28 protein-coding genes are annotated in these 25,829 nt (G+C 66.5%); 9 read left to right on the forward strand and 19 right to left on the reverse strand.

The window, feature by feature from the left end; genetic code table 11:
• The 5 genes from D3226_RS11355 to D3226_RS11375 form a co-directional block, all read right to left on the reverse strand.
• Positions 1 to 1,995, reverse strand: coding sequence for an HNH endonuclease signature motif containing protein (locus D3226_RS11355; RefSeq protein WP_202382712.1), 1,995 nt, complete (start codon positions 1,993 to 1,995; stop codon positions 1 to 3).
• 216 nt (positions 1,996 to 2,211) lie between these two features.
• Positions 2,212 to 4,347 carry a 3-hydroxyacyl-CoA dehydrogenase NAD-binding domain-containing protein gene (locus tag D3226_RS11360; protein ID WP_202382713.1) on the reverse strand — a complete coding sequence of 712 codons (2,136 nt, stop codon included), beginning with the start codon at positions 4,345 to 4,347 and terminating at the stop codon, positions 2,212 to 2,214.
• Positions 4,348 to 4,353: 6 nt separating this feature from the next.
• The gene (locus D3226_RS11365) at positions 4,354 to 5,547 is read right to left on the reverse strand and encodes a thiolase family protein (RefSeq protein ID WP_237462822.1); all 1,194 of its coding nucleotides are present in this window, start codon (positions 5,545 to 5,547) and stop codon (positions 4,354 to 4,356) included.
• Between the two features lie 126 nt (positions 5,548 to 5,673).
• Positions 5,674 to 6,855, reverse strand: coding sequence for an HRDC domain-containing protein (locus D3226_RS11370; RefSeq protein WP_202382715.1), 1,182 nt, complete (start codon positions 6,853 to 6,855; stop codon positions 5,674 to 5,676).
• Between the two features lie 3 nt (positions 6,856 to 6,858).
• Complete coding sequence (locus D3226_RS11375; RefSeq protein ID WP_202382975.1) at positions 6,859 to 7,491, reverse strand: DUF3000 domain-containing protein; 633 nt, start codon at positions 7,489 to 7,491, stop codon at positions 6,859 to 6,861.
• Between the two features lie 84 nt (positions 7,492 to 7,575).
• On the opposite strand from D3226_RS11375, the gene D3226_RS11380 reads away from it, so the two are divergent.
• From D3226_RS11380 to D3226_RS11390, 3 genes are read left to right on the forward strand one after another with little or no spacing between them, the layout of a single operon-like run.
• Positions 7,576 to 8,793, forward strand: coding sequence for an alpha/beta hydrolase family protein (locus D3226_RS11380; protein ID WP_202382716.1), 1,218 nt, complete (start codon positions 7,576 to 7,578; stop codon positions 8,791 to 8,793).
• Positions 8,794 to 8,809: 16 nt separating this feature from the next.
• The gene (zapE, locus tag D3226_RS11385) at positions 8,810 to 9,877 is read left to right on the forward strand and encodes a cell division protein ZapE (protein ID WP_202382717.1); all 1,068 of its coding nucleotides are present in this window, start codon (positions 8,810 to 8,812) and stop codon (positions 9,875 to 9,877) included.
• Positions 9,874 to 10,491: a type II toxin-antitoxin system PemK/MazF family toxin gene (locus D3226_RS11390; protein WP_337248981.1), complete on the forward strand. Its 618-nt coding sequence runs from the start codon at positions 9,874 to 9,876 to the stop codon at positions 10,489 to 10,491. The genes zapE and D3226_RS11390 overlap by 4 nt, the downstream gene beginning before the upstream one ends.
• 34 nt (positions 10,492 to 10,525) lie before the next feature.
• On the opposite strand, the gene D3226_RS11395 is transcribed toward D3226_RS11390, so the two are convergent.
• Entirely contained in the window at positions 10,526 to 10,891 is a 366-nt protein-coding gene (locus D3226_RS11395; protein WP_237462794.1) for a VOC family protein, read from the reverse strand.
• A gap of 224 nt (positions 10,892 to 11,115) precedes the next feature.
• On the opposite strand from D3226_RS11395, the gene D3226_RS11400 reads away from it, so the two are divergent.
• Complete coding sequence (locus tag D3226_RS11400) at positions 11,116 to 11,352, forward strand: Rv0909 family putative TA system antitoxin (RefSeq protein WP_202382718.1); 237 nt, start codon at positions 11,116 to 11,118, stop codon at positions 11,350 to 11,352.
• A gap of 87 nt (positions 11,353 to 11,439) precedes the next feature.
• Here D3226_RS11400 and D3226_RS11405 read toward each other — a convergent pair whose 3' ends face one another.
• From D3226_RS11405 to D3226_RS11420, 4 genes are all read right to left on the reverse strand, one after another.
• On the reverse strand, positions 11,440 to 12,186 hold the full coding sequence (locus D3226_RS11405) for a VIT1/CCC1 transporter family protein (RefSeq protein WP_202382719.1): 747 nt from the start codon (positions 12,184 to 12,186) through the stop codon (positions 11,440 to 11,442).
• A gap of 537 nt (positions 12,187 to 12,723) precedes the next feature.
• Complete coding sequence (locus D3226_RS11410) at positions 12,724 to 13,536, reverse strand: phosphatase PAP2 family protein (RefSeq protein ID WP_337248982.1); 813 nt, start codon at positions 13,534 to 13,536, stop codon at positions 12,724 to 12,726.
• Positions 13,533 to 14,399 (reverse strand): TrmH family RNA methyltransferase, encoded by an 867-nt coding sequence (locus D3226_RS11415; RefSeq protein ID WP_202382721.1) that lies wholly within the window; start codon positions 14,397 to 14,399, stop codon positions 13,533 to 13,535. The genes D3226_RS11410 and D3226_RS11415 overlap by 4 nt, the downstream gene beginning before the upstream one ends.
• Complete coding sequence (locus D3226_RS11420; protein ID WP_202382723.1) at positions 14,396 to 15,265, reverse strand: alpha/beta fold hydrolase; 870 nt, start codon at positions 15,263 to 15,265, stop codon at positions 14,396 to 14,398. Before D3226_RS11420 ends, D3226_RS11415 begins: the two co-directional genes overlap by 4 nt.
• 108 nt (positions 15,266 to 15,373) lie before the next feature.
• On the opposite strand from D3226_RS11420, the gene D3226_RS11425 reads away from it, so the two are divergent.
• Complete coding sequence (locus D3226_RS11425) at positions 15,374 to 16,072, forward strand: exonuclease domain-containing protein (protein ID WP_202382724.1); 699 nt, start codon at positions 15,374 to 15,376, stop codon at positions 16,070 to 16,072.
• A gap of 158 nt (positions 16,073 to 16,230) precedes the next feature.
• On the opposite strand, the gene D3226_RS11430 is transcribed toward D3226_RS11425, so the two are convergent.
• On the reverse strand, positions 16,231 to 16,479 hold the full coding sequence (locus D3226_RS11430; RefSeq protein WP_202382725.1) for a type B 50S ribosomal protein L31: 249 nt from the start codon (positions 16,477 to 16,479) through the stop codon (positions 16,231 to 16,233).
• Between the two features lie 113 nt (positions 16,480 to 16,592).
• Positions 16,593 to 17,378 carry an ABC transporter ATP-binding protein gene (locus D3226_RS11435; RefSeq protein ID WP_202382727.1) on the reverse strand — a complete coding sequence of 262 codons (786 nt, stop codon included), beginning with the start codon at positions 17,376 to 17,378 and terminating at the stop codon, positions 16,593 to 16,595.
• A gap of 75 nt (positions 17,379 to 17,453) precedes the next feature.
• Between D3226_RS11435 and serB the strand changes: the two genes are divergently transcribed.
• Positions 17,454 to 18,095 carry a phosphoserine phosphatase SerB gene (gene serB / locus D3226_RS11440; protein ID WP_202382729.1) on the forward strand — a complete coding sequence of 214 codons (642 nt, stop codon included), beginning with the start codon at positions 17,454 to 17,456 and terminating at the stop codon, positions 18,093 to 18,095.
• Positions 18,096 to 18,144: 49 nt separating this feature from the next.
• Here serB and D3226_RS11445 read toward each other — a convergent pair whose 3' ends face one another.
• Together D3226_RS11445 and fabG are read right to left on the reverse strand one after the other, a co-directional pair.
• Positions 18,145 to 18,954, reverse strand: a complete 810-nt coding sequence (locus D3226_RS11445) for an isocitrate lyase/PEP mutase family protein (protein ID WP_202382731.1) — start codon at positions 18,952 to 18,954, stop codon at positions 18,145 to 18,147.
• Positions 18,955 to 19,004: 50 nt separating this feature from the next.
• The gene (gene fabG / locus D3226_RS11450; RefSeq protein ID WP_202382733.1) at positions 19,005 to 19,715 is read right to left on the reverse strand and encodes a 3-oxoacyl-ACP reductase FabG; all 711 of its coding nucleotides are present in this window, start codon (positions 19,713 to 19,715) and stop codon (positions 19,005 to 19,007) included.
• Positions 19,716 to 19,855: 140 nt separating this feature from the next.
• Here fabG and D3226_RS11455 point away from each other — a divergent pair, with 140 nt between their 5' ends.
• The 3 genes from D3226_RS11455 to D3226_RS11465 are packed head-to-tail and all read left to right on the forward strand — an operon-like array spanning position 19,856 to position 21,391.
• Positions 19,856 to 20,248, forward strand: a complete 393-nt coding sequence (locus tag D3226_RS11455) for a DUF3099 domain-containing protein (protein ID WP_202382735.1) — start codon at positions 19,856 to 19,858, stop codon at positions 20,246 to 20,248.
• Positions 20,245 to 20,490: a hypothetical protein gene (locus D3226_RS11460; RefSeq protein ID WP_202382736.1), complete on the forward strand. Its 246-nt coding sequence runs from the start codon at positions 20,245 to 20,247 to the stop codon at positions 20,488 to 20,490. The genes D3226_RS11455 and D3226_RS11460 overlap by 4 nt, the downstream gene beginning before the upstream one ends.
• Positions 20,480 to 21,391 (forward strand): SURF1 family cytochrome oxidase biogenesis protein, encoded by a 912-nt coding sequence (locus D3226_RS11465; RefSeq protein ID WP_237462796.1) that lies wholly within the window; start codon positions 20,480 to 20,482, stop codon positions 21,389 to 21,391. Before D3226_RS11460 ends, D3226_RS11465 begins: the two co-directional genes overlap by 11 nt.
• An 87-nt stretch (positions 21,392 to 21,478) precedes the next feature.
• Here the strand turns inward: D3226_RS11465 and D3226_RS11470 are convergent, their stop codons facing one another.
• From D3226_RS11470 to sufD, 5 genes are all read right to left on the reverse strand, one after another.
• Positions 21,479 to 23,077: an ABC-F family ATP-binding cassette domain-containing protein gene (locus tag D3226_RS11470; protein ID WP_202382737.1), complete on the reverse strand. Its 1,599-nt coding sequence runs from the start codon at positions 23,075 to 23,077 to the stop codon at positions 21,479 to 21,481.
• 118 nt (positions 23,078 to 23,195) lie between these two features.
• A complete protein-coding gene (locus D3226_RS11475; RefSeq protein ID WP_025132587.1) occupies positions 23,196 to 23,546 on the reverse strand; it encodes a metal-sulfur cluster assembly factor in 351 nt (116 codons plus the stop codon).
• 16 nt (positions 23,547 to 23,562) lie between these two features.
• A complete protein-coding gene (gene sufC, locus D3226_RS11480) occupies positions 23,563 to 24,321 on the reverse strand; it encodes a Fe-S cluster assembly ATPase SufC (RefSeq protein WP_202382738.1) in 759 nt (252 codons plus the stop codon).
• Positions 24,318 to 24,650 (reverse strand): non-heme iron oxygenase ferredoxin subunit, encoded by a 333-nt coding sequence (locus tag D3226_RS11485; protein ID WP_202382739.1) that lies wholly within the window; start codon positions 24,648 to 24,650, stop codon positions 24,318 to 24,320. The genes sufC and D3226_RS11485 overlap by 4 nt, the downstream gene beginning before the upstream one ends.
• Positions 24,650 to 25,828, reverse strand: coding sequence for a Fe-S cluster assembly protein SufD (sufD, locus tag D3226_RS11490; protein ID WP_202382740.1), 1,179 nt, complete (start codon positions 25,826 to 25,828; stop codon positions 24,650 to 24,652). The genes D3226_RS11485 and sufD overlap by 1 nt, the downstream gene beginning before the upstream one ends.
• Position 25,829: the final 1 nt, after the last annotated feature.

Below are 25,829 nucleotides of genomic sequence, written 5' to 3' on the forward strand. Positions count from 1 at the left end.
CTAAAAGGGATGGTCGTCCGGCGCTTCTTCCTCCACCGGCCCCGGCGGAACGAGGGGCCAGGCCGAGGGTGCTGGCAGTCCTGGCGATGCTGACGATACGGGTGGTGGTGTCCCGGTGTGCGCGTGTTTCTGGAATCTCACCCGGCTTGGCGGTTCGTCCTCGTACACGCGTCCGGTTGGGGATCGCCAGCGCATTGTCCCGTCCGGCAACAAACGGTGGTCCCAGTCAGAGTTGTGCTTCATGGTGTGGTGGCCTCGGCAGAGGTGTGCGAGGTTGTTTGTTGATGTCGTGCCGCCGTCTGCTGCGGGGATCGTGTGGTCGATATCGCAGCGGTTCACCGGCACCCGGCAGCCAGGGAATCTACAGTGCAGGTCGCGGGCGCCGAGGAAGCGGCGCATCTGTGCACTGGGGCGATACCGATCCACACTCAGTACATCCCCCCTCTCACCGGACACGGTGACTTTCTCCCAGAAGTCCGCGTGACCTGCGTATCCGCGGATCTGTTCGGGGTCGATGGGTCCGGATCCGATGAGTTCGGCATCCGTGAACTCCGGCGGCGCCGAAGCAGTGGAGTCAGTGCCGGTCGGTGAGTTGGTGCCCGGGGGTGCTGTGGTGGTCACCACGACCTGGATGTGCGCCCGCACCGCCTCCTCCGGAGACCCCGCAACCAGCCGCATCGGATCCCCGGCAAGGAGCAAGTCCCGGAACACATCCGTGCGGGTCTGCGCGCGACTGCGCTTGGGAAGCCCTGCCCGGATTTCTCGCACCCCGGGACGCCCGCCTTTCATGCCCGGACGGAGTTCCCGGAGCATGCGCCGTCGTTCTGCGACACTCTGTGCTCTCACACCCCGTGGCTTGCGCGTGGGGTGCGCGGGTGACGCTTCACCCGTGCCCGTGCCGGTGCCGGTGCCTGCACCCGCGGAAACACCATCGCGACCAGTGAGGGTGCGTGTGAGTTGGTGCTCGGTGACTTCCGCGGACTTCGCGAGCCGCGTCAGACGATCATGAATCGCATACGCCACCGGTGACGGCATGAACGCCACCAGTTCCGCCATCCCGTTCTCATGATCACGCACCCACACTTTTCGCTCACACTCCGGCGCTGGAACGGGGACGCCGCTAGCAGCAGTGCTAGCTTCCGGGTCGAGGTTGTTCGGGGCAGCGCCGTCGGGATCGGTGCTCGTTGGGTCGGTGCTGGCCGGGTCAGTGCTAGATGGGTCATCGGCCGTGGGATCAATGCCCGGGAATAGGGCCGGCTTCGGAAGGGTTCTCGCGAGTTCACGGGCAAGCTTCCGCGCGATCGGCCGCAAACGCTGCGGAGTCTGGGACTCAGCACGCCGCAGCACCTCCGCCTCGTATCTGCCCCGCACACGCACCGAATCTGGATCCTGCCCAAGGCCCAGCGCGTCCGCGGATTCCACGAGTGCGCGGACGTGCTCGGGAGAAACCTGCCCGGTGAGCATACGTGGCAGGGTGGCCGGGAAACGCATCGTGAGCGCGCTCGCAAGGTTCAGATCGCGTTCCACGATGTGTTCGCTCTGATGAAGGGCGGTCGCGATCTCGGCACGCAGGGAACGGTACGGGATGTCGCCGCTGCCGGAAGGGGCACGGTGCACCGCGGTCTCCATCGCGAAGGAGAGAACGTTCAGGCGTGCGGCGGTGAGGATGTTCTGGAAGCGAGAGAACTGTTCCAGCATGCCGACCACGTCATCGACCACCCGAACAGAGAACACGGGTGGGATGACACCGGGGGCGGCGGACGCGAATGCTTTGGTGATGAGCTCGGTGGGGTCGAACTCCGGGGCAGCAGGAGAGTCGGGAGCGGAAGATCCGGGGGCGGGTCCCACGCCGGAATGGGGTCGGCGCGTAGGGTAAGCGGGCGCAGAGGAGGCCGCGCCGGTTGCCGGAGCGGGGGTCTTCTGGAAACGCACCCGGGAAGCCCGGCGCGGCGCGAGCGGCGAGCCAGTAGCGGGAGAACCTCGGGTGGTGGTCATGTGCTCATTCAAGCAGTGACCACTGACATTCAGACCCCAGAAAACCGCGGAAACACGCGGCAAAACAGGACACCGTGAGGAAGCCCTGATCCCACTCTGGAAAGTCCCCTCACCCTCAAGTAGAGAGAGAACATGCGATGCAGTAGGTGAGAAAGCAGGTGTGGCCCCGGCCGAGGCCGGGGCCACACGCAGCGTCGTGATTGACGAGGGAGGGGGTTAGCCCGCCGCCGCGATACGCGGATCGTGGAAGGTGCCGCCGAAGGTACGCTCGCTTGCGCCCACACGATCCAGGTACGGCGTCGCGCCACCCGCTTGGAAGGGCCAGCCGGCGCCCAGGATGAGGCACAGGTCGATATCCTCGGCCGCAGCAACCACGCCTTCGTCGAGCATGATCTTGATCTCGCCAGCGAGCTCATCCTCCACGCGGCGGAGGATCTCTTCCTCGCTCACGGCCGTCGAACCCAGCTTGAGCGCCTTTCGGCCCGCCTTCGACAGATCCTCAACCTTGCCCTGCTTCGACTTCACGAGCGGGGCTTCCACCTCAGCAAGCGCGTGCAGGTTCGGTGAGGCGTAGAAACGCTCAGGGAATGCGCTCACCATCGTGTCCTGTACGTGTGCCGCAACCTTCCAGCCCACCAGGTCGATCAGCTCGAACGGACCCATCGGCAGGCCGATCGGGGCAAGCGAACGCTCGACCACGGGCATCGGGGTGCCCTCATCGAGCGCCCGCGCTGCTTCGCCCATTACCTTAGCGAGCAGACGGTTCACCACGAAGCCCGGGCGGTCGGCGGTGATCACGGCGCTCTTGCCGAGCTTACGCGCCGCAACCATGGCGGTGGCAAGCGTCGCGTCGTCGGTGCTCGGCGTCTTCACAACCTCGATGAGCGGCATCACCGCGACCGGGTTGAAGAAGTGGAAGCCTACGAGTCGCTCAGGGTGCGCGAGCTTCGCACCGATCTCCTCCACGGAGAGCGAAGAAGTATTCGTGGCGATCACCGCGGTCTCCGAGATGATCGGCTCGATCTCTGCGAAGACCTGCTGCTTGACACCGAGTTCTTCGAACACAGCCTCGATCACCCAATCACAATCGGCGAACAGTGCCTTGTCGGTCGTGCCGCTCACGAGGGCCTTCACCTGGTTCGCGTCGTCCGAGGACAGCCGGCCCTTGTCGCGCAGCTTGTCGACCTCACCACGGATGTACTCGAGGCCCTTATCCACGCGGCCCTGATCCAAGTCCGTGATGACCACGGGGACACGAAGCTTCCGCGCAAAGAGCAGCGCGAACTGGCTGGCCATCAGGCCTGCGCCGATGACGCCAACCTTCTGCACAGGCTTCGCGAGCGACTTGTCCGGCGCGCCAGCGGGTCGCTTCGCACGCTTCTGCACGAGGTCGAACGCGTAGATCGACGCGACGAACTGATCACCCGCGATGAGCTCGGTCAGCGCATCGTCCTCGCGCTCGAAACCGCGCGTCAAGTCGTTGTCCTTCGCGGCGCTCAGCAGGTCAAGCGCGACGTAGGGCGCCTTCGCAGCCGTACCAATGCGCGCCTTGAGCATGTCGCGAGCGATCTTGATCGCAGCGGGCCACTTGGTGAGGCGCTCGAGCTTGCCAGGAACGTTCGGACGTTCCACCTTCTTCGCACCGCTCACCACTGCATCCGCCCACGCAAGCGACTCCTCAAGGAAACTTGCGGAACCAAACAGCTCGTCGAACAGGCCCATCTCCTTCGCCTGCGCCGGCTTGAGCATGCGGTTGTTCTTCAGCGGGTTGGAGACGATCACCTCGAGCGCCTTCTCGATCCCGATCAGATTGGGAACGATGGTGGCGCCGCCCCAACCGGGAATGATGCCGAGGAAGACCTCAGGGAAGGCGAGGGCCGCGGCCGACGCGTCGACTGAGCGGTAGGTGCAGTGCAGCGCGATCTCCATCGCGCCGCCGAGCGCGAGGCCGTTCACAAACGCGAACGAGGGCACGCCCACGGTGCCGAGCTTGCCAAGGATGTGGTGGCCGTACTGAGCCATGAGTCGGGCGTTCTCGGCGGTGGCGAGCGTGGAAACCTTCGAGAGGTCCGCGCCAGCGGCGAAGATGAACGGCTTGCCCGTGATACCCACTGCTGTGATCTCGCCGACGGCCGCACGCTTCGTGAGCTCGTCGAGCACGCCGCCGAGTCGCTCGAGCGTGCGCGGCCCGAGCGTGTTCGGCCGGGTGTGATCCCGCCCATTGTCCATCGTGATGAGCGCGAGCGTGCCGCCAGAGGCGAGCGCAACATCGCGCACGAACATGTCCGTGATGACCTCGTCGTCCGATGCGGCGAGGAGCGGCGCGAAGTCGATACCGGTGTAGTCAGTCATGGCGAGTTACTTGCCCTTCTTGCCGTTGAAGTGAGGATTCTCCCAGATCGCAGTACCGCCCTGGCCCAGGCCAACACACATCGCGGTGATGCCGTAGCGCACGTCCGGGCGCTCAGCGAACTGGCGAGCCAGCTGGATCATCAGACGCACGCCCGACGCTGCCAACGGGTGGCCCAGCGCAATCGCACCGCCCCACGGGTTCACCCGGGGATCCTCATCGGCGATTCCGAAGTGGTCGAGGAACGAGAGCACCTGCACCGCAAACGCCTCGTTGAGCTCGAACAGCCCGATGTCATCGATCGTAAGGCCCGCGCGCTTCAGCGCCTTCTCGGTGGAGGGCACGGGACCGAGTCCCATCACCTCTGGCTCCACACCCGCAAAGCCGAAGCCCACGAGCTTCATCTTCGCGCCGAGACCGAGCTCGCGCGCCGTATCCGCGCCGGCAAGCAGCGACATGGTCGCACCGTCGGTCAGTGGTGACGAGGTTCCCGCGGTGACGCGACCGTGCGGACGGAACGGCGTCTTGAGACCGGCGAGACCCTCCATCGTGGTCTCGGGCCGGCGGCCCTCATCCTCAGTCGCGAGGCCCCAGCCAGCCGCAGAGCGCGTGGCAACGGGCACCAGGTCGGCCTGGATGTCGCCGCGATCGTAGGCGGCCTGCACCTTGTGCTGGCTCAGCATGCCGAAGCGATCGGCGCGCTCCTTCGTGAGTGCCGGGAAGCGGTCGTGCAGACGCTCTGCGGTGAGACCCATGTTCAGCGCATCGGGGCTCACCAGCTTCTCTGCAACAAAGCGGGGATTGGGATCGGCGTCGAGGCCGAGCGGGTGACGCCCCATGTGCTCGACACCGCCTGCGACGGCGATGTCGTACTGGCCGGAGCCGATCGCGGCGCCCATGAACGAGGCAACCGTGAGCGCGCCCGCGCACATGCGATCGAGCGCGAAGCCCGGGACGCTGAGCGGGATCCCAGCAAGGATCGACACTGTACGGCCGAGGGTGAGGCCCTGGTCGCCCTGCTGCGAGGTTGCGGCAATGCCGACATCGTCGATTCGGTCGAGGGGGAGCGACTCGTTGCGTGCCAACAGCCCCTGCAGCGCCTTGACCGCGAGGTCGTCGGCGCGGGTTCCCGCGTACATGCCCTTTTCGCCCGCGCGTCCGAAGGGTGTGCGCACCCCATCTACGAACACGACTTCTCTCATTGCGGCCACTTCGCCTCCATCAGGTATGTGATCGGTCTTCCACCATATTAGAGACGGAGTCTCAAACTCAGAAGAGGCGGTGCGCGTTCCCTGATATTTCCCGAGAAATCGGGAGGAGGATTAGCGCTACTCTACAAAAACGGGAGCCAGAATTGGTGCGACAATTCCAACCTGCCAGGCCCGAGCCCCGAGCTCCGTGAGACGGAGTGCAATTCCTTCGGGGGAGCGGTCTGCGGGCGGGCGCCACACCAGTCGCCGCAGGTGATCCGGGGTGAGCAGGTTCTCGATTGGGATTCCCTGGCGCTCCGCCTCCGTCTCCACGACCGCGCGGGCTTCGGTGAGACGCTCAGCGGCTTCGGGATGCCGCTGCGCCCAGCCGCGGTGGTGGGGGATCGCATCGGGATCGCGCGGCTTCGCGCCGGGCAGATCCTCGGTCGTCTTGCCCGTGAGGATTGCCCGCCACCAACGATCGATCTCGGTGCGACTTGCGCGGCCCTTGAAGTTGGGCAGGCGCGCGAGATCCCCCTTCGAGCGGGGGTTCGCGGCGGCTGCAGCGACGACCGAAGAGTCGGGAATGAGTCGGCCGGGCGCGACGTCACGCTCGCGGGCAAGTGCATCACGCGCTTCCCAGAGTTCGCGGGCGAGCGCCAGGCTGCGCGGAGTGCGCAGGGCGTGGCCGCCGGACAGCTTGCGCCAGGGTTCGGGGTTCTTCGGCTTCGGCCGCTTGGTGCGGGCGGCCTCGAACTCCTGCGCGGCGTACTCCTCTTTGCCCTGGGCGGCGAGGTCGCGGGCCACGGCATCGCGCAGATCGGGCAGCAGCGCGACATCGAATGCGGCATAGTCGAGCCAGGACTCGGGCAGCGGTCGCTTCGACCAGTCGGCCGCCGAGTGCGCCTTCTCCAGATGGATCCCGAGCAGCGACTCAACAATGGCGCCGAGCCCCACGCGCTCGTATCCCAGCAACCGAGCGGCAAGCTCGGTGTCGAAGAGGTGGTCCGGGTGCAGTCCCAGGTCAGCGAGGCAGGGGATGTCCTGGCTCGCGGCGTGCAGCACCCATTCCTCGCCGCGGATCGCGTCAGCGAGCGGCGCAAAATCGGTGATACCGGTGGGGTCAAAGAGATAGGGGCCAGCGTCCCGTCGGAACACCTGAACCAGGTACGCCTCCGAGCCGTAGGTAAAGCCCGATGCACGCTCGGCGTCCACGCCCACGGGGCCGGAGGCCGCCGCCAGCTCAGCCGCGGCGCGCGCAAGCCCCTCGTTGTCGGTGATCAGCGACCAATTGGTCTCAAGTTCCGACTGTTCTACCACGCTCTACTCGGCTCCCTCGGGTGTCGGGCGCGCCCGTCGCGCCGCGATCGAGTCGACCCCTTCCGCGTGGGGGAGACCGGCGAGCAGGCAGAGCAGCTCCGACCAAGCCTCCGCGTGAGCGGTGAAATCGGCTCCGAGCGGCGTCCATGAGGCGCGCAGCTCGATCTGAGCGGCATCGCCCCTCGACTCCAGCGTACCGAACCCGGTTGAGAGCGTCTTCGTGGCGGTGCCGGAGAGCGCCGTGTACTCCGCCTCGCGGGAGTCGAGCGCGTCGACGAGCCATGACCAAGCGACATCGGAGATGAACGGATCCACACCGATCTCCACCTCGAGCGGCGCCTGCGCGAAACACACAATACGGAACGGGCTGCCCCACTCGGCAGCCGACTCGGGATCGTGCATTAACACGATGCGCCCGGCGCCATAGGCGGACTCGAGCGCTGCCGCGCGGTCTGCCGCGCGATCAGTGTCCCGGCGCGGGCCCCGCACGATGCCGGCGGCCAGCGCGATCGAACGCGGTGCGATCCGCTCGGGTGCGGGGATCTCCTGAGACACGAGTTCGCTACGCAACCGCGCGTTTCGGAGCTGCGCTGCTGCGACGTCGAACTCGATCGAGGACCCGCCGATCATTGCCATCACACTCGTGACACTAGAGTTTCCTGTGAACCAACTCGCGGAGCCACGCCGGGTTCCGCCGGATCACCGAGGTGAGGACGGACGATGCAGAACTGGCAGAGCAAACTCGGGCGCGCACTCGGAGTGGGCGTGGGCGTTGCGGCAGCGGGCGCCGCAGTCATCGGTGTGGGCGGAGCCACTCTCGCCAGAATTCTCGTCACTCCCGAGCGATCGCCGGGTGAGCCCGTGACTGTGACGCGCATTGACCGCGAGGGCGAGCGCCTCATCGTGCAGCTCCGCGGTGACCACGCTGCGCTGCCGGGCCAGTACTCCCTCCTGTTCTCCGGGGGAGCGGGCCACGCGCGCCTGGGCCCGGTGATCGCGCGCTCCGGCACCGAGGCACGCCGCGAGCTGGTCGGGATCCCGAGCGGGTCGCTCGAGCCCGGCACAACCGGCCGGATCACCGGCTGGTGGTTCACGGAGCCGGAGGAAACCGGGTTCCGGACCGAGCGCATCACGTACGAGACCGAGCTCGGCACGGCTGATGCCTGGATCATCCACCCGGATCGTGTGCGGCGGGGGAGCCGGGGCCGCTGGGCGGTGCATGTGCATGGCCGCGGCGCGTTGCCCGCTGAGACGCTGCGCGGCGTCGCGCCGCTTGCACGTGCTGGTATCACGAGCCTCGTAATCTCGTACCGCAATGATCCCGGCGCACCCGCGGGAGAGCACGGCCGCTACGGGATTGGGATCGCGGAGAGCCGCGACGTCGACGCGGCGATCGCGGAAGCCGTGCGGCGGGGCGCGGAGCGAGTGACCCTCGTCGGCTGGTCCATGGGCGGCACCGCGGTGCTGCGCTCGGCGACGGCCGGACCGTGCGCTGCCGCCGTTGACGGCATCGTGCTTGACTCACCGGCTGTTGATTGGCCAGCTCTGCTGCGCCACCAGGCGAGCCGCATCCCCGTTCCGCAGGGGCTCGCCGACGTCGGCATCTCGCTGCTTGAACGCGGCGTAGTGCGCGGCGGCGAAGCCGCGGGAATCGATTTCGAGAGCATTCAACCTGAGACGGTAGCCGCCGCTCTCACCGTGCCCGTGCTCGTGCACGCAAGCCGCGGCGACACCTTCGTGCCGAGCGCCGGCGCCGAACGGCTCGCCGCCGCGCGCCCGGACCTCGTGCAGCTGCACCTCAGCCGTGATGGCGAGCATGTCAAGATCTGGAATACCGATCCCATCGGGTGGGAAAAGCAGACGGAGAGCTTCGTGCGGGCGCTCCCGAAACCAGGATGGCGCGGTGAACTGCCCGACTCCGTATGGGGCGTGTCATAGGGCTAGACTGACTCCGATGTCCTCTGACAAGCAGCACAGCGCCGCCCGCCTGGTAGACCGGCGCCCGAGCGTTTCCGGAACCGAACTCGTCGCGACTCTCGTTCCGCCACCCCAGTTCGATCATGCCTCGTTCGAGTCGTACCGACCCGATCCCGACTACCCGTCGCAGGCAGAGGCACGCGACATCCTCAGCTCGTTTGCAGGCCCCGCGAAGGCCGCACCGCGCAACGGCGGCGGCGGGTTCTTCGGCTTCGGCCGGAAGAAGCCCGCGGAAGCACCGGCGCCCACGAAGCCGGGCGTGTACCTCGACGGTGGCTTTGGCGTCGGCAAGACGCACCTGCTCGCCGCGACCTGGCACGCGACGGCGGGCCGGAAGTACTTCGGCACATTCATCGAGTACACGGCGCTCGTTGGCGCGCTCGGGTACTCGGGCGCCGTGGGAGTGCTCCAGGGCGCGAAGCTCATCTGTATCGACGAGTTTGAGCTCGATGATCCGGGGGACACCATGCTCATGACCCGACTCATCGGCGATCTCACCTCGACCGGATCAAAGATCGTTGCAACGTCGAACACGCCGCCGAATGCGCTCGGCGAAGGCCGCTTCGCCGCGTCCGACTTCATGCGCGAAATCCAGGCGATGTCGGATCGTTTCCGCACGATTCGCATCGACGGCGTCGACTACCGCCAGCGCGACATCGAGGGCGATGCACGGGTGCTCTCGGACGATGCGTACCGCTTCGCTCTCGCGGATGTTGCTGCCGCGGGTGATCGCATGACCGACGATGACTTCTCGGAGCTGATCGCCCATCTCGCGACCGTGCACCCCTCGGCGTACTCAGGGCTGCTCGGGGGAGTCCAGTGCATCGGCCTGCGCGACGTGCAGGAGCTCACCGATCAGTCGGCTGCGCTCCGCTTCGTCGCCTTCATCGACCGGGTGTACGACGCACAGATTCCGCTCCGTGCGACCGGCGTTCCGCTGACCTCTATCTTCGGCGGTGGCATGATCGACGGCGGGTACCGGAAGAAGTACCTCCGCTGCATCTCGCGTCTCAACGCGCTCACCGCAAGCGAGACCGCAGCGTGAGCGGGTCTTCCGGGGGCTGGGCGGAATTCTTCCGCTCGTTCATCAACGCGTTCCTGCAGGCGACCCGCAAGTCGTCGAACGCTGGCGCCGCGAAGCAGCCCGCCCCACGGAAGACCACGCAACAGCCGCGGCCCCAACAACCGAAGCAGCAGCGCACGGCTGAGCAACGCACGTCCGACCGACCGCAGGAGTACGAGGCGAGCCCCGGCCAGTTCGGCGCGGGCGCGACGCGCGACCTACGCCCGGAGGAACTCGCGGGCATCTCGCCGAGCTACTCGCCGGAAGTCGACGGCGATCCGGATCCGGGCGAGATCGTATGGACCTGGGTGCCCTACGTGGAGAACGACGGGCGCGGAAAAGACCGGCCGGTGCTGATCATCGCACGCCTCGACGAGAACGCAACGGTCGGTTGCTACCTCAGCACCAAGCAGCACCGCGGTTTCGTCTCGATCGGATCCGGGCCGTGGGACAGCCAGGGACGCGAGAGTTTCATCTCACCCGAGCGGTTCCTCCGCGTCACCCACGACGGTATGCGCCGTGAAGGAACCGTGCTATCGCGCGAGCGCTTCGAACCTGCCGTGCGCGCGGTGCTGCGCGAGCGCCGCGGCGAGTAGCCACGGCAAGTAGCCCGGGCACCCTGCGATCCGTTCAGTGGATTGTGCAGAATGGGTGGCCCACCGGATCGAGATACACCCGGAACGTGGGCTGCGCATCCACCAGACGCGCGCCGATCTCGAGGAGTCGCCGCTGGGCGAGATCCAAATCTCCCACCGCGATGTCGAGGTGGAGCTGCTGCGCCCCGTCGTCTCCGGGCCACACCGGAGCAACGTAGCCCGGCGCGCGCTGGAAGCCGATCCGCAGCCCACCGCCGGGGAGAATGAGATCGACCCAGTCATCATCGTCCGGTTCCAAGACGCCGCCGAATACCCCCTGGTAGAACGTGGCGAGTGCGGCCGGATCAGGACAGTCGAAGACGACGCTTGACAGGGTTCCGATGGGTACGGTCATGGACATACAGGCCTCCTCATCCGGGGGTGCGAGTGGCCCCGCACCACGGGGTACTCCGCTCAGTCTTGCCCGAAACGCCTCCCAGGTCACGCTTTTCTTTCCTGGCGGATGCTCCGCGGGTGGACGGAGAACAAAAATCTAGTTCAGGGCTTTCCGAGCGACGTCAAAAGCGGCATACTGGCAACAGCAAGCCGAATCCTCGGCGGCACGTCGACTCCGAAGGATAGATGATGAGTATCGAAGAACTGGGTAAGAAGGCGACTGAGGTCGCTGGCAAGGTGGGGGAGTTCGCGAAGGAGAACGCGGAGAAGGTCGGTGAGGCGCTGAAGAGCGACCAGGCCGAGTCGATCAGCGACAAGATCCTCGACGGCGCCGCAGATCTCGCAAACAAGGTGACGGGCGGCAGCCACGCCGACAAGATCCAGGAAGTGCGCGACAACATCGACGGCAAGCTCGGCAACGAGTAGGTCGCACGATCTCAGTCCCGAGGCCCGACCCCGCGTGTGCGGGGTCGGGCCTCGGTCTGTTTTGCGAGTCGCGGGGGAGCAGTGGCGCTATCCCACCGCGACACCAAACATCAGTCCGATCAGATAGGTGGCGGCCATCGTAGCCGAGCCCATGATCACGTTCCGGCGAATGGCGGGGCGCCTCGGGGCCTCGCCCAGCGCCGCGCTGATCCAGCCGGTCGCCACCAGGCCCACGATCACCGAGGCGACGGTCACCCAGATCGCGGGATCACCAAGCGGCAAGAGAATGACCACGAGCGGGATCAACGCGCCAGCGAAGAACGCGATGAACGACGAGAGCGCCGCGTGCCAGGGGTTCGTCAGCTCGTCGGGCCGAATTCCCAACTCAATATCCGCGTGCGCTGCGAGCGCGTCGTGCGCCGTGAGCTCCTCGGCGACCTGCTGCGCAACCGCAGGGGAGAGGCCCTTCTGGCGATACAGATCCGCCAGCTCGGCGAGCTCAGCGTCCGGCATCTCCTCAAGCTCCCGACGCTCCAGTTCGAGCAACGCGCGCTCGGTGTCACGCTGGGTGCTTACGGAGACGTACTCACCGCCGGCCATAGAGAAGGCGCCTGCAACCAGCGCCGCAAGGCCGGCGCTTGCGATCGCCACGGTGTTGCCCGGCGTCGCTGCGGCCACGCCGATCACCACGCCCGCCACGGACACGATGCCGTCGTTCGCACCAAGCACGCCCGCGCGGAGCCAGTTGAGCTTTGCGCCCACGCGTCCGGAAGCGCGATCAGCCTCGTGAACAGCACCAGCCACGGGGATTGTTGCTGCCGTGCTCTGCGTCATCTGTAAACTCCTTCGCTGCGCCGGGTGGCTTCGTTGACACCAGTATGCACCCGCTTGCACACTTGCGCAAGCAAGGTGAGGCTGCACTAAACCCCAGTTCAACCGCAACTTTGGCAAGGCTCACCTTGCATAGTCGACGTCCACAAGGAGGCGGGCGGGGAGGCCCCACAGGTTACTGAATCCGCTTGAGCTGACATAATATAGATTATCAACGAAGTAGTGTGCGGGCGTGGGTGCGGGCTCGCATGGTCTACTGCGCACCGACGGTCCGGCTGCACTCAGGCGGCTCAGCTGCGCTCAGGCGACTCAGCTGCGCTCAGGCAGACACCGACCCCCACGAAGCCGCCAGCGCCAGGTGACCGCACATGTGCCGGTGCCGGTTCCGGTGTCACCTAACGCCGCACCCCCGCGCTCCGTGACCCACCACAGCACAAGCTGACATAACGTGACGGAGCGCTCATCGCGCCTCGTTGCCTGGGTGCTCGCAGCTCGTGCTGACGGTCGACCCTGGCGCCGTTGGCTCTGGCGGTGCCCGGCTTAGTCTTGTCCGGCGCTCAGCCGCAGAAGCGAACGTGCAGCGATTGCACCGGCCGCCACCGCACCGAACTCTCCGGCACTGAGCATGAGGTCAGCGCTGGACTGCACGCCGGCGAGAGCGGCAAGCACGAGCGCAGCGCCCGCCACAATCCAACCGACGAGCGCGAGCCCCACGGATACCGTGCGCCCTGCAGCCATGCGCCCCCGAGTGTGCGCGGGGCGAATGAGCCCAGCGAGTGCGAACACACAGCACACGAGCGCAACCCCGCCAAACACGTCGCTCGGGCGGTGCCAGCCGTACGCGAGCAGCTGCCAGCCGACCGCCCCGAGCAACGCCGCGCCGGCGAGCGCTACGAGCGATCGAATCCGTGCGGGTACAGCCCAGATGAGCGCGCCCACGACTGCGGTGAACACGGTCATGTGGCCGCTCGGAAAAGTGTTCGGCGCGTCGAGCTCGAAGAGCTGTGGCCGCGTGAGCAGTTGCAGTTTCAAGAGCTGCGAGGCGATCACCGCGAGAGCCGGCACGAGCGTGACGACGAACGCGCGTTTCACTCCGTGCGCCCACAGTGCGAGCAGCCCGATCGCCACGAGCGTGAGCGCGACCGTGGGAATCGACACAAGATTCAGCGGCGGCGGCGGATTCGTGGTGAACTCCGCCGCGTCGAGCACACTGTTCTCCGCGCGCTGACCGAGCGCATTGCGCACGCCGAGCACGTACGAGCCGATGCCCACCGCGAGCCAGAACAGTGTGGCCCACAGCGCGCGGCTGCGCCCGCCCGCGACGATCCCGGGGCCGGAGGCTGCCACCGTCACCGGAGGCTCCCCTCCCCTGCCGCGGCCGCACTCAGCGGCTCCCGCGCTGCGCGTTGATCTCCCGTACGCACCGCCCACAGGGCAAGCGCGGCCGCGGTGGCCACGTTCAGCGAGTCAACACCGTGCTCCATCGGGATCACAACCGAGCGCGCAGAGGAGGCGAGCGCGCGCCGACTCAGGCCGTCGCCCTCGGTGCCGAACATGAGTGCGAGTCGCTCGGGCAGCTCGTCGACGTACTCCGCGAGATCCTCCGCATCATCTCGCAGCGCGAACGCGGTGAGCTCATACCCTTCCTCGCGGAAGAGCGGCCCCGCCTCACGCCACTCGGGCAAACGAGCCCAGGGTACCTGCAGCACCGCGCCCATGCTGACGCGCACGGCCCGACGGTAGAGCGGATCGGCGCAGGCAGGACTCAGGAGAACGGCGTCGGCGCCGAGCGCGGCCACCGAGCGGAAGATCGCGCCCACGTTCGTGTGATCGGTGAGGTCTTCGAGCACCACCACTCGCCGCGACGCACGGAGCAGCTCTGCAGGGTCACGCGGCGCAGGGCGATGCATTGAAGCGAGCGCACCGCGGTGCATGTGGAAACCGGTGAGTTGCTCGAGCTGCGCTGAGGACCCCACATACACAGGCACGTCGGGATGATCGGAGAGCAGCGGCTCAATCTTTTCGAGCCACTCGGGCAGGATAAGCACCGAGCGCGGCTGGTGTCCCGCTCGCAGGGCGCGCTCGATGACCTTCGGCGACTCGGCGAGGTACAGACCTTCCTCGGGCTCACGCACGCGTCGCAGCGCGACATCGGTGAGCTGTGTGTAGTCGGCGAGCTCCGGGATCCCGAGCTCAGTGATCTCAATGACCCTCATGCGCCGCTCCCCCGCAGAAATTCAGTGATGGCGTCGACCGCCTCGGAGACTGCCTCGTAGTGCACGAGGTGCCCGGTACCGGGCAGAATGACCAGCTGCGCGCCTGGAATGCGGTGCTGCAGTTCAAGCTGCTTCGCGAGCGGGGTGATGTCGTCCCGCTCCCCCGCGATGAGCAGCGTGGGCGCGGTGAACGCGGAAGCGAACTCGGGGACCGTGTGCGAGACCGACGCGCGGAACGCCTCAAGCAGCGTCCGCGGATCCGAGAACGTACTGAAGTACGCGCCGTGCTGCGCATGAATCCACGCACGCAGCTCGCGGTCGCTCGTCTTCGCCATCACCTCGCTCATCACGCGAACGATCACAGGATTGCCGAGCAGGCCGCGCGCCGCACGTTCCGGCAGCAGGTCCGCCGCCCGGTAGTAGCCGATGGCAAGCTGCGTCATGAGCGCCTGCGGTCCTTCGAGGGCCGGGGCAGAGATCGGATTGATCAGGATCGTGCGTCGCGGGTCCAGCCCCCCGTCAAGCGCCGAGGCAACGACGAGCGAGCCAAACGAGTGGCCCAGGATTGCGTATCCCGTCGGTGCGGCCGCTGCCGCGAAGGCGCGCAGCCACTCGCCGTAGAGGGCGATGTCGTGCGTCCGGCCCGGCACAGCGGGCGTCTCCCCGAAGCCCGGCAGATCGGGCACGATGATGCGCAGCTCGGGCGCCTGCTCGGCCAGGCGAACGGCGATGCCCTCGAGCCCGTGGTGGTCACCACGGAAGCCGTGGACGAGGATCAGCGTGGGCCCTTCGGGCGCGCCGTACTGCCACGCGCGGGTATCGATCCCGAGCGTCGCTTCGGAAAAGGAAACGGGGGCGATGCTCACGAAGCGATCTTACTGGCGGCCGCTGACAGGCTCCTTAGGCCACGCGGGCGCGCGGCGAGGCACACTGTGGCGATGCTCGGTAGCATCGAGGGAAACGAAAGGAGCGCCGTGACCGCGCAACTCCCCCTTTGGGCCGCGAACCTCGCCGTGTTCGACACGGAGACCACCGGCATCGACACCGCCGAGGCGCGCATCGTCAGCGCGACGATCGCCCTGCTTGGGCCCGGCGGTGAAGTCGCCGAACGATACGACTGGCTGCTCGATCCCGGCGTTGAGATCCCGGACGCAGCTGCACGCGTACACGGCATCACGACCGAGATCGCGCGCTCAAGCGGGATCGCCGCGAACGTGGGCGTGCAGCAGATCGTGGCGCAGTTGCTCGAGATGATTGAGCGCGGCTTTCCGATCGTCGCGTACAACGCCCCGTATGACCTCACGCTGCTGCAGGCGGAGGCGCGACGTCACGGTGTACCCCTTCCGGAGACGATCTCACCCGTAATCGACCCGCTCATCCTCGACAAGCAGCTTGATCGCTACCGCAAGGGCAAGCGCACGCTCGAGGCAGTTGCCGCACACCATGGCGTCGAACTCGGGAACGCGCACGACGCCGGTGACGACGCGATCGCCTCGGGCCGGGTACTGCAGGTGCTCGCCCGGAAGTACGCCGACGTGATTCCTGAAGATCTCGAGCAGCTGCACGCCGCGCAGGTGGGTTGGGCAGCAGCGCAGGCCGCGAGCTTCCAGGACTACATGCGGCGCCAGCGCGATCCGCACTTCGTCGCGGACGGACGCTGGCCGATTCGCTAGGCGCGCGTGGCCCGGTCGGCGCAGGCCGGGCCACTCCCCCGCACGCACAGCGCCAGGCGCGTGCCGGCACCGGCCACGCGCCCACAGGCTACGGCCCCACACACGACAACGGGCGGCCCGGATCTTTCGATCCGGGCCGCCCGTTGTGTACCGAGTGCTTAGGCGCCGAAGCCCTTGAAGCGCTGGTTGAACTTCTCGACGCGGCCGGCCGAGTCCATGATGCGCTGCTTGCCCGTGTAGAAGGGGTGCGAAGCGCTCGAGATTTCGACGTCGAGAACGGGGTAGGTGACGCCGTCGAGCTCGATGCTCTTCTCGCTGGTCAGCGTGGAGCGAGTGAGGAACGTCTCCCCCGACGCCAGGTCGCGGAACACGATTGCGTTGTACTCGGGGTGGATGTCGGTCTTCATGAGTGTCCTTATTTTCGCGTGATGATGATGCGCTCAGCGCACCGAAGTCTTGCGGTACTACCGCGCCAAGGATCCACTTTAGCAGACGAGGGCGGTGTTTATCGCGATTGAGATCAGGGACGCGCCACAGCCGCGTAGCGACCGCCGCTCACCGTGAGGTCGAATGCCATCCCGAAGGTGGCCTCGAGGTTATCTGCCGTCAGCGTGTCGGCGACGGGTCCGGCGGCCTGAATCTTGCCGTCGCGGAGCATGAGGACGTGAGTGAAGCCGGGCGGAATCTCTTCGACGTGGTGCGTCACCATCACCATTGCGGGCGACGCGGGCGACGCGGCGAAACCGGAGAGCATCTGCAGCAGGCGCTCACGTGCGCCGAGATCCAGGCTGGCGCTCGGCTCGTCGAGCAGCAGCATCTCGGGGTCCGTCATGACCGCACGCGCGATGAGTGTGCGCTTGCGCTCACCGTCGCTCAGTGTGGCGAAGATGCGGTCTGCGAGATGGGCGAGATCCCACTCCGCGAGGACGCGATCGGCCTGTCGCACGTCCATGTCCTCGTACTGTTCGTTCCAACGTCCCTCTACCGCGTACGCGGCAGTGAGCACGATGTCTCGCACGGTCTCCGTGGGCGGGATGCGGCGGGCGGTTGCGGAGGAAACGAAACCGATGCGGTTGCGCAGTTCGAACACGTCCACCTTGCCGAGCTGTTCGCTGAGCACCTCAACCGTGCCCCGGGTGGGGTGGTCTGCAGAGGTGGCGAGCTTCAGTAGCGTGGACTTGCCCGCGCCGTTCGGGCCGAGAATCACCCACCGCTCGGACTCATCGACCGACCAGGAGACCCCGTCAAGGATCGGGCGGCGGTCGCGCACATAAGACACATCGGTGAGGCGCAGCACATTGACCATAGGCCCAGCCTAGCGAGTGCGCCATGCCGCGGAGCGCGCCACGCCACGCACCGCGGAGTGCCTAAACTGGAGCGCATGACCGTGACACCGCTTGTAGTGCTCGACTGTGATTCCACCACCATTCAGGACGAGGTGATCGAGCTGATCGCAGACGTCGCCGGGACCCGCGAAGAGGTTGCGGCGGTCACCGAGCGCGCCATGCGCGGTGAACTCGATTTCTCGGCGAGCCTTGGTGAGCGGGTGGCCACGCTGGCCGGCACGCCGGAGTCCGTCTTCCAGGAGACCTACGAGCGGGTGCGGCTCACGCCCGGCATCCGTGAACTGATCACCGCGGTGCACGAGCGGGGCGGCAAGGTGGCCGTCGTGTCGGGCGGCTTCCACGAGGTCCTCGACCCGCTCGCGAAGGATCTTGGCCTGGACTTCTGGCGCGCAAACCGCCTGGAGCTCGCGGACGGCGTGCTCACGGGCCGCACTGTCGGAGCCGTTATCGACGCAGCCGCCAAGGCCACCGCGCTGCGCGAGTGGGCGGCGGAGTCAGGCATCCCGCTCTCCGCGACCGTTGCGATCGGCGATGGCGCGAACGACCTCGAGATGATGCGCGTCGCCGCCATCGGCGTGTCGTTCAACGGGAAGCCCGTGGTGCGAGAGCAGGCGGACGTGTCGATTGAGCACGACCTCTCAGCCGCGATCCCGCTCCTCGATCAGCTCACCGCGTAGCGCCAGGCGCCGTCCCCGCGCGGGGACAGTTCGGGCACGGTTCTCCAAGCTAGAAGTTGTTGAGCTGCTCGGTATCCGCGGGAATCACGCCGGCGTCGAGCAGGCTCTCGCCCAGACGCTTGAGGGCGGTGAGCGCGACATTCTGCGGCGCCGGGCCGTAGGAGATTCGCGCAACCCCGAGGGCCTCGTACTCCGCAGCCGAGAGCGCGCCGGGGAGGCCAATCACGCTGATCGCACGCTCGCCGATGCCCGCGACGAGGTCCTCGGTCTCCGTGCGCGTGAGCACGCCGGGAACGAAGACGCAGCTGGCGCCCTCAGCAAGATAGGCCCGGCCGCGCTTGATCGCATCCGCAATCGAGTCTGCGCGGGGGCGGTCGCCCGCGCGCACCAGAGCATCGGTGCGTGCATTGAGCACAAAGGCGACGTGCTCGTCGCGACCCGCGCGCACCGCTGCGCGCATCCGCGCCACCGAAGCGTCGAGCGGCAGCAGCTGGTCTTCAATGTTGGCGCCCGAAGCTCCCACGCCAATCGCGCGGCGCACGGTCTCGCCGGCGTCCCCGTACCCGCCGTCGAGGTCCGCGGTGACCGGAAGATCAACAACCTCGGTGATCCGTTCAATCGCCGCGAGCATGAGTTCGAGCGGGATCTGCTCGCCGTCGCCGTAGCCGTGGCTCGCCGCGATTGCGTGCCCTGCGGTGGCGATGGCGCGCGTGCCGGGGAGTTCAGCGATGACCCGGGCGCTGACGGGGTCCCAGACGTTCACGACGCGCAGAATCTCCGGCGCTGCGTACAGCTCGGCCAGAGCCTGAGCGTCAACGGCGACGCGGGTGAGGCTGCGATGATGTGCGTGAGTGTTCATACACTCAGGCTACGCTCGCCCCACCCGCGTGAACAGGGGTGTTCAGCAGATTAGTGGCCCATCCCCAGGCCACCGTCAACCGGGATCACCGCGCCGGAAATGTACGCCGCGTCATCACCTGCGAGGAACGAGGCGGCGCCTGCGATCTCGGCAACCTGACCGAAACGCCCGGCAGGGATCGAGCCGAGGTACTGCTGCTGCTGTGCCTCAGGCAACTCTGCCGTCATGTCGGTTTCGATGAAGCCCGGGGCGATGACGTTGGCCGTGATGCCGCGGCTGCCCAGCTCGCGCGTGAGGGAGCGCGCAAAGCCAACGAGCGCCGCCTTGGAAGAGGAGTAGTTGATCTGGCCGGGCCCGCCGTAGAGCCCGACTACGCTCGAGATCAGGATCACGCGACCGAAGCGTCCCTTCAGCAGCCCCTTTGCGGCGCGCTTTACCACGCGGAAGGTGCCGGTCAGGTTCGTGTCGATCACCGAGGTGAACTCCTCCTCCGTCATGCGGAGCAGCAGCGTGTCCTTCGTGATGCCCGCGTTGGCCACCACAACCTCCACGGGGCCGAGCTGGGCCTCGACCTCGGTGAATGCGGCGTCGATCGAGGCAGCATCGGTCATCTCGGCACGCACGGTGAGCGAACCGGCGGGGCCTTCACCCGAGCGGGAGGTGACGGCGACACGGTGCCCGTCGGCGATCATCCGCTCAGCGATGGCGTAGCCAATGCCGCGGTTGCCGCCGGTGATGAGTACGGTGCGCGAGGTGGTCATGGGGGTCCTTCCGTCCTGACAGTTGCTCTCAAGCCTACGGGAGGGCGCATACCGCATCCCGGGGACGCGCTGCCGGGCGGGAATGCGCTGGGGTTCAGCTGGGCAGCGTAGGCTTGTCCCTTGGACCGGAGAGGGAGCGCATGGCCAAGAGTGTGAGCGTCACGTCAGCAGGAGTGAACCCGGCTGACGATCGCGCCCATCGGATGCGAATGTATTTCATCGCGATGGTGCTCCGCGTACTGTGCGTCGTGTCGCTCTTCTGGGTGCGTGGGTGGTGGATCCTGCTCGTTGCCGCGGGCGCCGTGCTACTCCCCTGGTTCGCCGTCATGGTGGGCAACGCCGTTGCGCACGGCGAGGGTGAGGCGCCCGAGGCGCCGGAACCGCTGCAGCTCGCGTCGGCCGAACCCGATCCCGATCAGCGCGGCGACACGGTTGCGCCAGAAGTCATCGTGATCGATGTCGAACCGACGCGCCGAGCGAGCAGCTCGGGCTCACCGGATGACCCAACTGCGAACGGCGGGGCCGAGGGATGAGCGGGATCGTGAACCCCCACGTCACGCTGGGACTTCCCCCGGAGCATCGCTTCAGCTGCTCGCGCGCGGGGTGCCGGGACGAGGCAAGCTGGGCGATCCACTGGCGCAATCCGAAGATCCACACGCCCGACCGACGAAAGACCTGGCTCGCGTGCGAGGCGCACCGCGAGACACTGCACGATTTCCTCGCCGCACGCGACTTTCCGCTTGAGGTCGTGCCCGTGACCGAGCTTGACGACTGAGGACGAGATGCCGCAGCTGCCACCCACCGATCACTCCCCCGCCGCCCCCGCCGTGGGGTGGTCATTCCTGCGCTCTGGACGCTGGTTTGGCTATTTCACCATGCTCATCATCTTCTCCGTCGCGTGCGTGCTGCTCGGCAACTGGCAGTTCGAACGACGCGCCGAGGCGCGCGCTGAGATCGAACGGCTCGACACGAACTACGGTTCCGAGGCCGCTCCGCTCGCCGAAGAGCTTCCCGAGCCCTCATCATTTGACTCCGACCGCCAAAAGTGGCGCACCGTTTGGGTGAGCGGCGAGTACGAGGGCGACCCCTTCCTCGCACGAAATCGACCGGGCCCCGGAGGAGTCGGCTCGGATCTCATTCAGGCGTTCCGCACCGATGACGGTGAGGTGTTCTTCGTGGATCGTGGCTGGGTCAACGCCGACGGTGGCGCCGCGGAGCGCGGTGAGGTGAAGCTCGCCGATCTCCCCGCTCCGCCAGAAGGGCCGGTGCGGGTAGAGGCGCGCCTGCGCGCGTCCGAACCCGAGATCGCGGGTCGTTCGAGTGTCGGCATCACCGTGGCCAGCATCGAGCTCCCCGAGCTCGCCCGGCTCACCGGCACCGAAGCGGACGCGTACACGGGCGCGTACGGCATGCTCGTCTCAGAGGATCCCGCGGGTGAGCACGGCGTGCTCCCCCCGGAGCCAGAGCGCGACGAGGGGCCGCATCTTTCCTACGCGCTGCAGTGGTACGTTTTCATCATCATCGCCAGCATCGGGGTCATCATCGCCGCGCGCCGTGAGTATCGCAGCCTCAATGCGGACAGCGGGCTTGTTCAGGCGCAGGATCGCCGCGCCGCCGAACGAAAGAAGCGCCGTGGGCCGAGCGACGCGGATATCGAGGACGCGCTTCTCGGGTAGGCGCCGCGCAATGCACAAGGGGGCGTGCCCAGGGAAAATCTCCCGGGCACGCCCCCTTGTGCATGACTCGTCGGCTATGCGAGTCGGTTATGCGAGCTCGATGAGCTCGAGGTATTCCTTCGACCAGTGATCCTCGGTTGCCTCGGGCATGATGAGCACACGCTCGGGGTTGAGGGCCTCGACGGCACCCGCATCGTGCGAAACCAGCACGACGGCGCCGGTGAAGTGCGCAAGCGCGTCGAGGATCTCCGCGCGGCTCGCGGGGTCGAGGTTATTCGTCGGCTCGTCGAGCAACAGCACGTTGGCGCTTGAGACGACCAGCATTGCAAGGGCGAGGCGGGTCTTCTCACCGCCCGAGAGCACACCGGCGGGTTTGTGCACATCGTCGCCGGTGAAGAGGAACGAACCGAGCACCTTGCGTGCTTCCATCTCGGTGAGGTGCTGCGACACCGAGATCATGTTCTGCAGGACGCTCGCCTTCACGTCAAGCGTCTCGTGCTCCTGCGCGTAATACCCGACCTTGAGCCCATGGCCCGCGACGATCTGACCCGTGTCCGGCTCGTCGACCTGAGCAAGCAGGCGGAGCAGTGTCGTCTTGCCGGCGCCGTTCAGCCCCAGGATTACCACCTTTGAGCCTCGATCGATCGCGAGATCAACGCCCGCGAAAATTTCGAGCGAGCCGTAGGACTTCGAGAGCCCCTCGGCCATCAGCGGGGTTTTGCCGCAGGGCGCAGGATCGGGGAAGCGCAACTTCGCCACGCGCTCGACCTGGCGCACTTCTTCAAGGCCTGAGAGCATCTTGTCGGCGCGCGCCACCATCTGGTGCGCAGCGGCCGCCTTCGACGCCTTTGCACCAAACTTTGCGGCCTGGTCCTTGAGTGCGGAGGCCTTCTTCTCCACGTTCGCGCGTTCCTTGCGACGACGTTCTTCGTCGGCGGCGCGCTGGCGCTGGTAGAGCTTCCAACCCATGTTGTAGACATCGATGACCTGGCGGTTAGCGTCCAGGTAGAAGACACGGTTGACGGTCTCTCCCACAAGATCGATGTCGTGGCTAATTACAATCACGCCACCCTTGTAGGTCTTCAAAAACTCGCGCAGCCACACGATTGAATCAGCGTCAAGGTGGTTCGTGGGCTCGTCCAGGATCATCGTGTCCGCATCGGAGAACAGAATGCGGGCGAGCTCGATACGACGACGCTGACCGCCGGAGAGGGTCTTGAGCGGCTGATCGAGAATACGATCGGGCAGGCCGAGGTTGTGCGAGATCGACGCTGCCTCAGACTCCGCCGCGTAGCCGCCCAGCGCCTGAAAGCGATCGGTCAAGTTGCCGAAGCGCTTCATTGCCTTCTCGGCAACAGCGGGGTCGTCGGACGCCATGTCCGATGAGGCCTTTGCGAGGTTTTGCTGAAGTGTGCCGAGGCCGCGCGCATCGAGGATCCGGTGCCGCGCAATCTGCTCGGGATCTCCCGTGCGCGGGTCCTGCGGGAGGAAGCCGAGCTCCCCCGAGATGGTGATCTTTCCCTCAGCAGGCTGTAGCTCACCCGAGAGCGTGCGCGTCAGCGTCGTCTTGCCCGCGCCGTTGCGGCCGACGAGGCCAATCTTGTCACCGGGGTTCACCCGGAAGTTCACGCCCGACATGAGTCGACGCGCGCCAACGTCGATGGCGAGATCCTCGACGATAATCATGGGTCCTTCTTCTTCTGTAGTAGCGTGCGGGCTCCGCGTGTGAAGCCTGGGCCAGCACGCGGTTCGGCCCGGGGCAGGAGAACCCTGCCCCGGGCCGAACCATCGTGGTGCGATCGGGTTAGATCGAGAAGCCCAAAGCTCTCATCATATCCCGGCCGTCGTCGGTGATCCGCTCCGGCGTCCACGGCGGCATCCACACCCAGTTGATGCGGAATGCCGTCACGAGCCCGTCCAGCGCCTCTGCGATGTCGTTCTCGATGACGTCAGTGAGCGGGCAGCCGGCGCTCGTGAGGGTCATGCTGATGACCAACGCATCGTGCTCCTCGTCGAAGGCGAGATCGTAGATCAGGCCGAGGTCGACGATGTTCACACCAAGCTCAGGGTCCGATACGTTCTTCAACGCATCGAGCGCCTGCTCACGAAACTCCGGGTCGATGGACTGCGGAACGACTGCTGCTTCCTCGCTCATGCGATCAGCCTACGCCTTACGCAGTCTCGAGGAAACGGTCGTAGCCCTCTTCCTCAAGACGGTTGGCGAGCTCCGGGCCGCCCTCTTCGGCAACGCGACCGTTGACGAAGACGTGCACGAAGTCGGGCTTGATGTACCGCAGGATGCGGGTGTAGTGCGTGATCAGGAGTACACCGAGACCGGTGTTCTCCTTGGCACGGTTGACGCCCTCCGAGACGATCTTCAGCGCGTCAACGTCGAGGCCGGAGTCGGTCTCGTCGAGCACAGCGAACTTCGGCTTGAGGAGCTCCAGCTGAAGAATCTCGTTGCGCTTCTTCTCGCCACCCGAGAAGCCCTCGTTCACGTTGCGCGACGCGAAGGACTCATCCATGCGCAGGTTCGCCATGGCTTCCTTCACCTCGCCCATCCACGAGCGGATCGCGGGCGCTTCGCCGTCGATTGCCGTCTTCGCGGTACGGAGGAAGTTCGCGTTCGTCACACCGGGGATCTCGACGGGGTACTGCATGGCGAGGAACATACCCGCCTGTGCGCGCTCGTCGGGACCCATCTCGGTGATGTCCTCACCGTCGAGCAGAATCTGCCCGCTGGTGATCTCGTAGCGGGGGTGGCCGGCGACAGCGTACGCGAGCGTCGACTTGCCCGAGCCGTTGGGGCCCATGATCGCGTGCGTCTCGCCCTTGCGGATCGTGAGATCCACACCCTTGAGGATGGGCTTGGGGCCCTGCTCAGTCTCAACGCTGACGTGCAGGTCCTTGATTTCAAGCACAGAAGTCATACGGCAATCTCTTTCGTAACGTGGGGATCAATGTATACGACGCCGTCTTCGATTTCGACGACGTAAACGGGTACCGGCTCGTAGGCCGGGAGGTTGAGCGGCTTGCCGGTGCACAGCGAGAATGCGGAGCCGTGGGCCCAGCACTCGAGTGTGTCACCCTCGACGAAGCCCTCGGAGAGGCTGATGTCGCCGTGCGTGCAGACGTCGCCAATGGCGTGGACGACGCCCTGGCCGTCCAGAACGACGGCCATCGGCACGCCGTCCAGGACGACACGGGTCGCCTGGTCCTGCACAAGATCGCTCAAATCGAGCGCCTTCATTCGGGACATTACGCCAACACGCTCTGCTGCAGCTCGGCCTCAATTGCGGCCTGGAGGCGCTCTTCGATCTGCTCGTTTCCGATGCGCTGGATGACCTCGAAGAGGAAGCCGCGCACCACAAGCTTGCGTGCCTCATCCTCAGAGATACCGCGGCTCTGGAGGTAGAAGATGTGCTCCTCGTCGAAACGGCCCGTCGTCGAGGCGTGACCGGCACCCTCGATATCACCGGTCTCGATTTCCAGGTTCGGGATCGAGTCTGCACGGGTGCCCTCGGTGAGCGTGAGGTTGCGGTTCTCCTCGTAGCTGTCCGTTCCCGTCGCGACGCGACGAATCAGCACATCGCCGATCCACACCGCGTGCGCGGCCTCACCCTGCAGTGCACCCTTGTAGGCGACACGGCTGCGGGTGTGAGGCGCATTGTGGTCGATGTAGACCTGGTGCTCAAGGTGCTGGCCGGCGTCTGCGAAGTAAGCACCGTAGGCCTCACCGTTCGCGCCCTGACCATCGAGGTGAATCGAGGGGTTGACCCGCACGATCTTGCCGCCGAGCGAGACCACAATGTGCTGGAGGTTGCCGTCGCGGGCAACAACCGCATTGTGGCTCGCGAGGTGAACGGCGCCCTCGTTCCACTCCTGAAGCGAAACAACGGTGAGGTTTGCGCCCTCGCCGACCACGATTTCAACGGTCTCCGTCAGGTTCGCGTCGCCCGTGTTCTCGAGAATCACGAGGGCGTTCGCCTGCGCGGCCGCCTCGATGATCGTGTGCGCTGCGGTCGGTGTACTCGTGAGCGCGGTGCGCTTCACGGTGACCGTCTGACGCTCCTCGCTCGTGAGGAGAATACGCTGCGCGGTTCCGGCCTGGCCCCACGCGTTCGCTGCGGCGCGGTCTTCGGGAAGTCCACCGCGGCCAACGAGCTCGGAGTCCATGGGGACCGAGGTGACCTCGACGCCCTCGGCCTCCGAGATCTCAAGCGCGGAGGCCCCATCAGCGAGTTCGCCGGAGAGAAGCTCAGCGAGCTCGGCGACCGGAGTGTACTTCCAGTTCACCTCGCGGCCCGTGACGTCTGCAAAGTCAGCAATATTCGCCGACTTCAGGCGGTCCGAACGAGTTTGAACCGGGACCCGGTTCTCCCAATCGCCATCGCTGTGCGCCTTTGCGCCGTGCTGTTCAGTCTGAAGCGTTGTCATC

The organism is Leucobacter chromiireducens subsp. chromiireducens, from assembly GCF_016758255.1.
GTDB lineage: Bacteria > Actinomycetota > Actinomycetes > Actinomycetales > Microbacteriaceae > Leucobacter > Leucobacter chromiireducens.

Excerpts from the sequence above, each read along its gene's own strand:
- D3226_RS11405 (WP_202382719.1), bottom strand. The coding sequence starts at position 12,186 with ATGACGCAGAGCACGGCAGCAACAATCCCCGTGGCTGGTGCTGTTCAC.
- D3226_RS11430 (WP_202382725.1), bottom strand. The coding sequence starts at position 16,479 with ATGAAGACCGACATCCACCCCGAGTACAACGCAATCGTGTTCCGCGAC.
- sufD (WP_202382740.1), bottom strand. The coding sequence starts at position 25,828 with ATGACAACGCTTCAGACTGAACAGCACGGCGCAAAGGCGCACAGCGAT.
- D3226_RS11460 (WP_202382736.1), top strand. The coding sequence starts at position 20,245 with ATGAGCGGGATCGTGAACCCCCACGTCACGCTGGGACTTCCCCCGGAG.
- D3226_RS11470 (WP_202382737.1), bottom strand. The coding sequence starts at position 23,077 with ATGATTATCGTCGAGGATCTCGCCATCGACGTTGGCGCGCGTCGACTC.
- D3226_RS11415 (WP_202382721.1), bottom strand. The coding sequence starts at position 14,399 with ATGAGGGTCATTGAGATCACTGAGCTCGGGATCCCGGAGCTCGCCGAC.
- D3226_RS11355 (WP_202382712.1), bottom strand. The coding sequence starts at position 1,995 with ATGACCACCACCCGAGGTTCTCCCGCTACTGGCTCGCCGCTCGCGCCG.
- fabG (WP_202382733.1), bottom strand. The coding sequence starts at position 19,715 with ATGACCACCTCGCGCACCGTACTCATCACCGGCGGCAACCGCGGCATT.
- D3226_RS11485 (WP_202382739.1), bottom strand. The coding sequence starts at position 24,650 with ATGTCCCGAATGAAGGCGCTCGATTTGAGCGATCTTGTGCAGGACCAG.
- D3226_RS11380 (WP_202382716.1), top strand. The coding sequence starts at position 7,576 with ATGCAGAACTGGCAGAGCAAACTCGGGCGCGCACTCGGAGTGGGCGTG.
- D3226_RS11455 (WP_202382735.1), top strand. The coding sequence starts at position 19,856 with ATGGCCAAGAGTGTGAGCGTCACGTCAGCAGGAGTGAACCCGGCTGAC.
- serB (WP_202382729.1), top strand. The coding sequence starts at position 17,454 with ATGACCGTGACACCGCTTGTAGTGCTCGACTGTGATTCCACCACCATT.
- D3226_RS11475 (WP_025132587.1), bottom strand. The coding sequence starts at position 23,546 with ATGAGCGAGGAAGCAGCAGTCGTTCCGCAGTCCATCGACCCGGAGTTT.
- D3226_RS11445 (WP_202382731.1), bottom strand. The coding sequence starts at position 18,954 with ATGAACACTCACGCACATCATCGCAGCCTCACCCGCGTCGCCGTTGAC.
- D3226_RS11395 (WP_237462794.1), bottom strand. The coding sequence starts at position 10,891 with ATGTCCATGACCGTACCCATCGGAACCCTGTCAAGCGTCGTCTTCGAC.
- D3226_RS11360 (WP_202382713.1), bottom strand. The coding sequence starts at position 4,347 with ATGACTGACTACACCGGTATCGACTTCGCGCCGCTCCTCGCCGCATCG.
- sufC (WP_202382738.1), bottom strand. The coding sequence starts at position 24,321 with ATGACTTCTGTGCTTGAAATCAAGGACCTGCACGTCAGCGTTGAGACT.
- D3226_RS11400 (WP_202382718.1), top strand. The coding sequence starts at position 11,116 with ATGAGTATCGAAGAACTGGGTAAGAAGGCGACTGAGGTCGCTGGCAAG.
- zapE (WP_202382717.1), top strand. The coding sequence starts at position 8,810 with ATGTCCTCTGACAAGCAGCACAGCGCCGCCCGCCTGGTAGACCGGCGC.
- D3226_RS11435 (WP_202382727.1), bottom strand. The coding sequence starts at position 17,378 with ATGGTCAATGTGCTGCGCCTCACCGATGTGTCTTATGTGCGCGACCGC.
- D3226_RS11365 (WP_237462822.1), bottom strand. The coding sequence starts at position 5,547 with ATGAGAGAAGTCGTGTTCGTAGATGGGGTGCGCACACCCTTCGGACGC.
- D3226_RS11375 (WP_202382975.1), bottom strand. The coding sequence starts at position 7,491 with ATGGCAATGATCGGCGGGTCCTCGATCGAGTTCGACGTCGCAGCAGCG.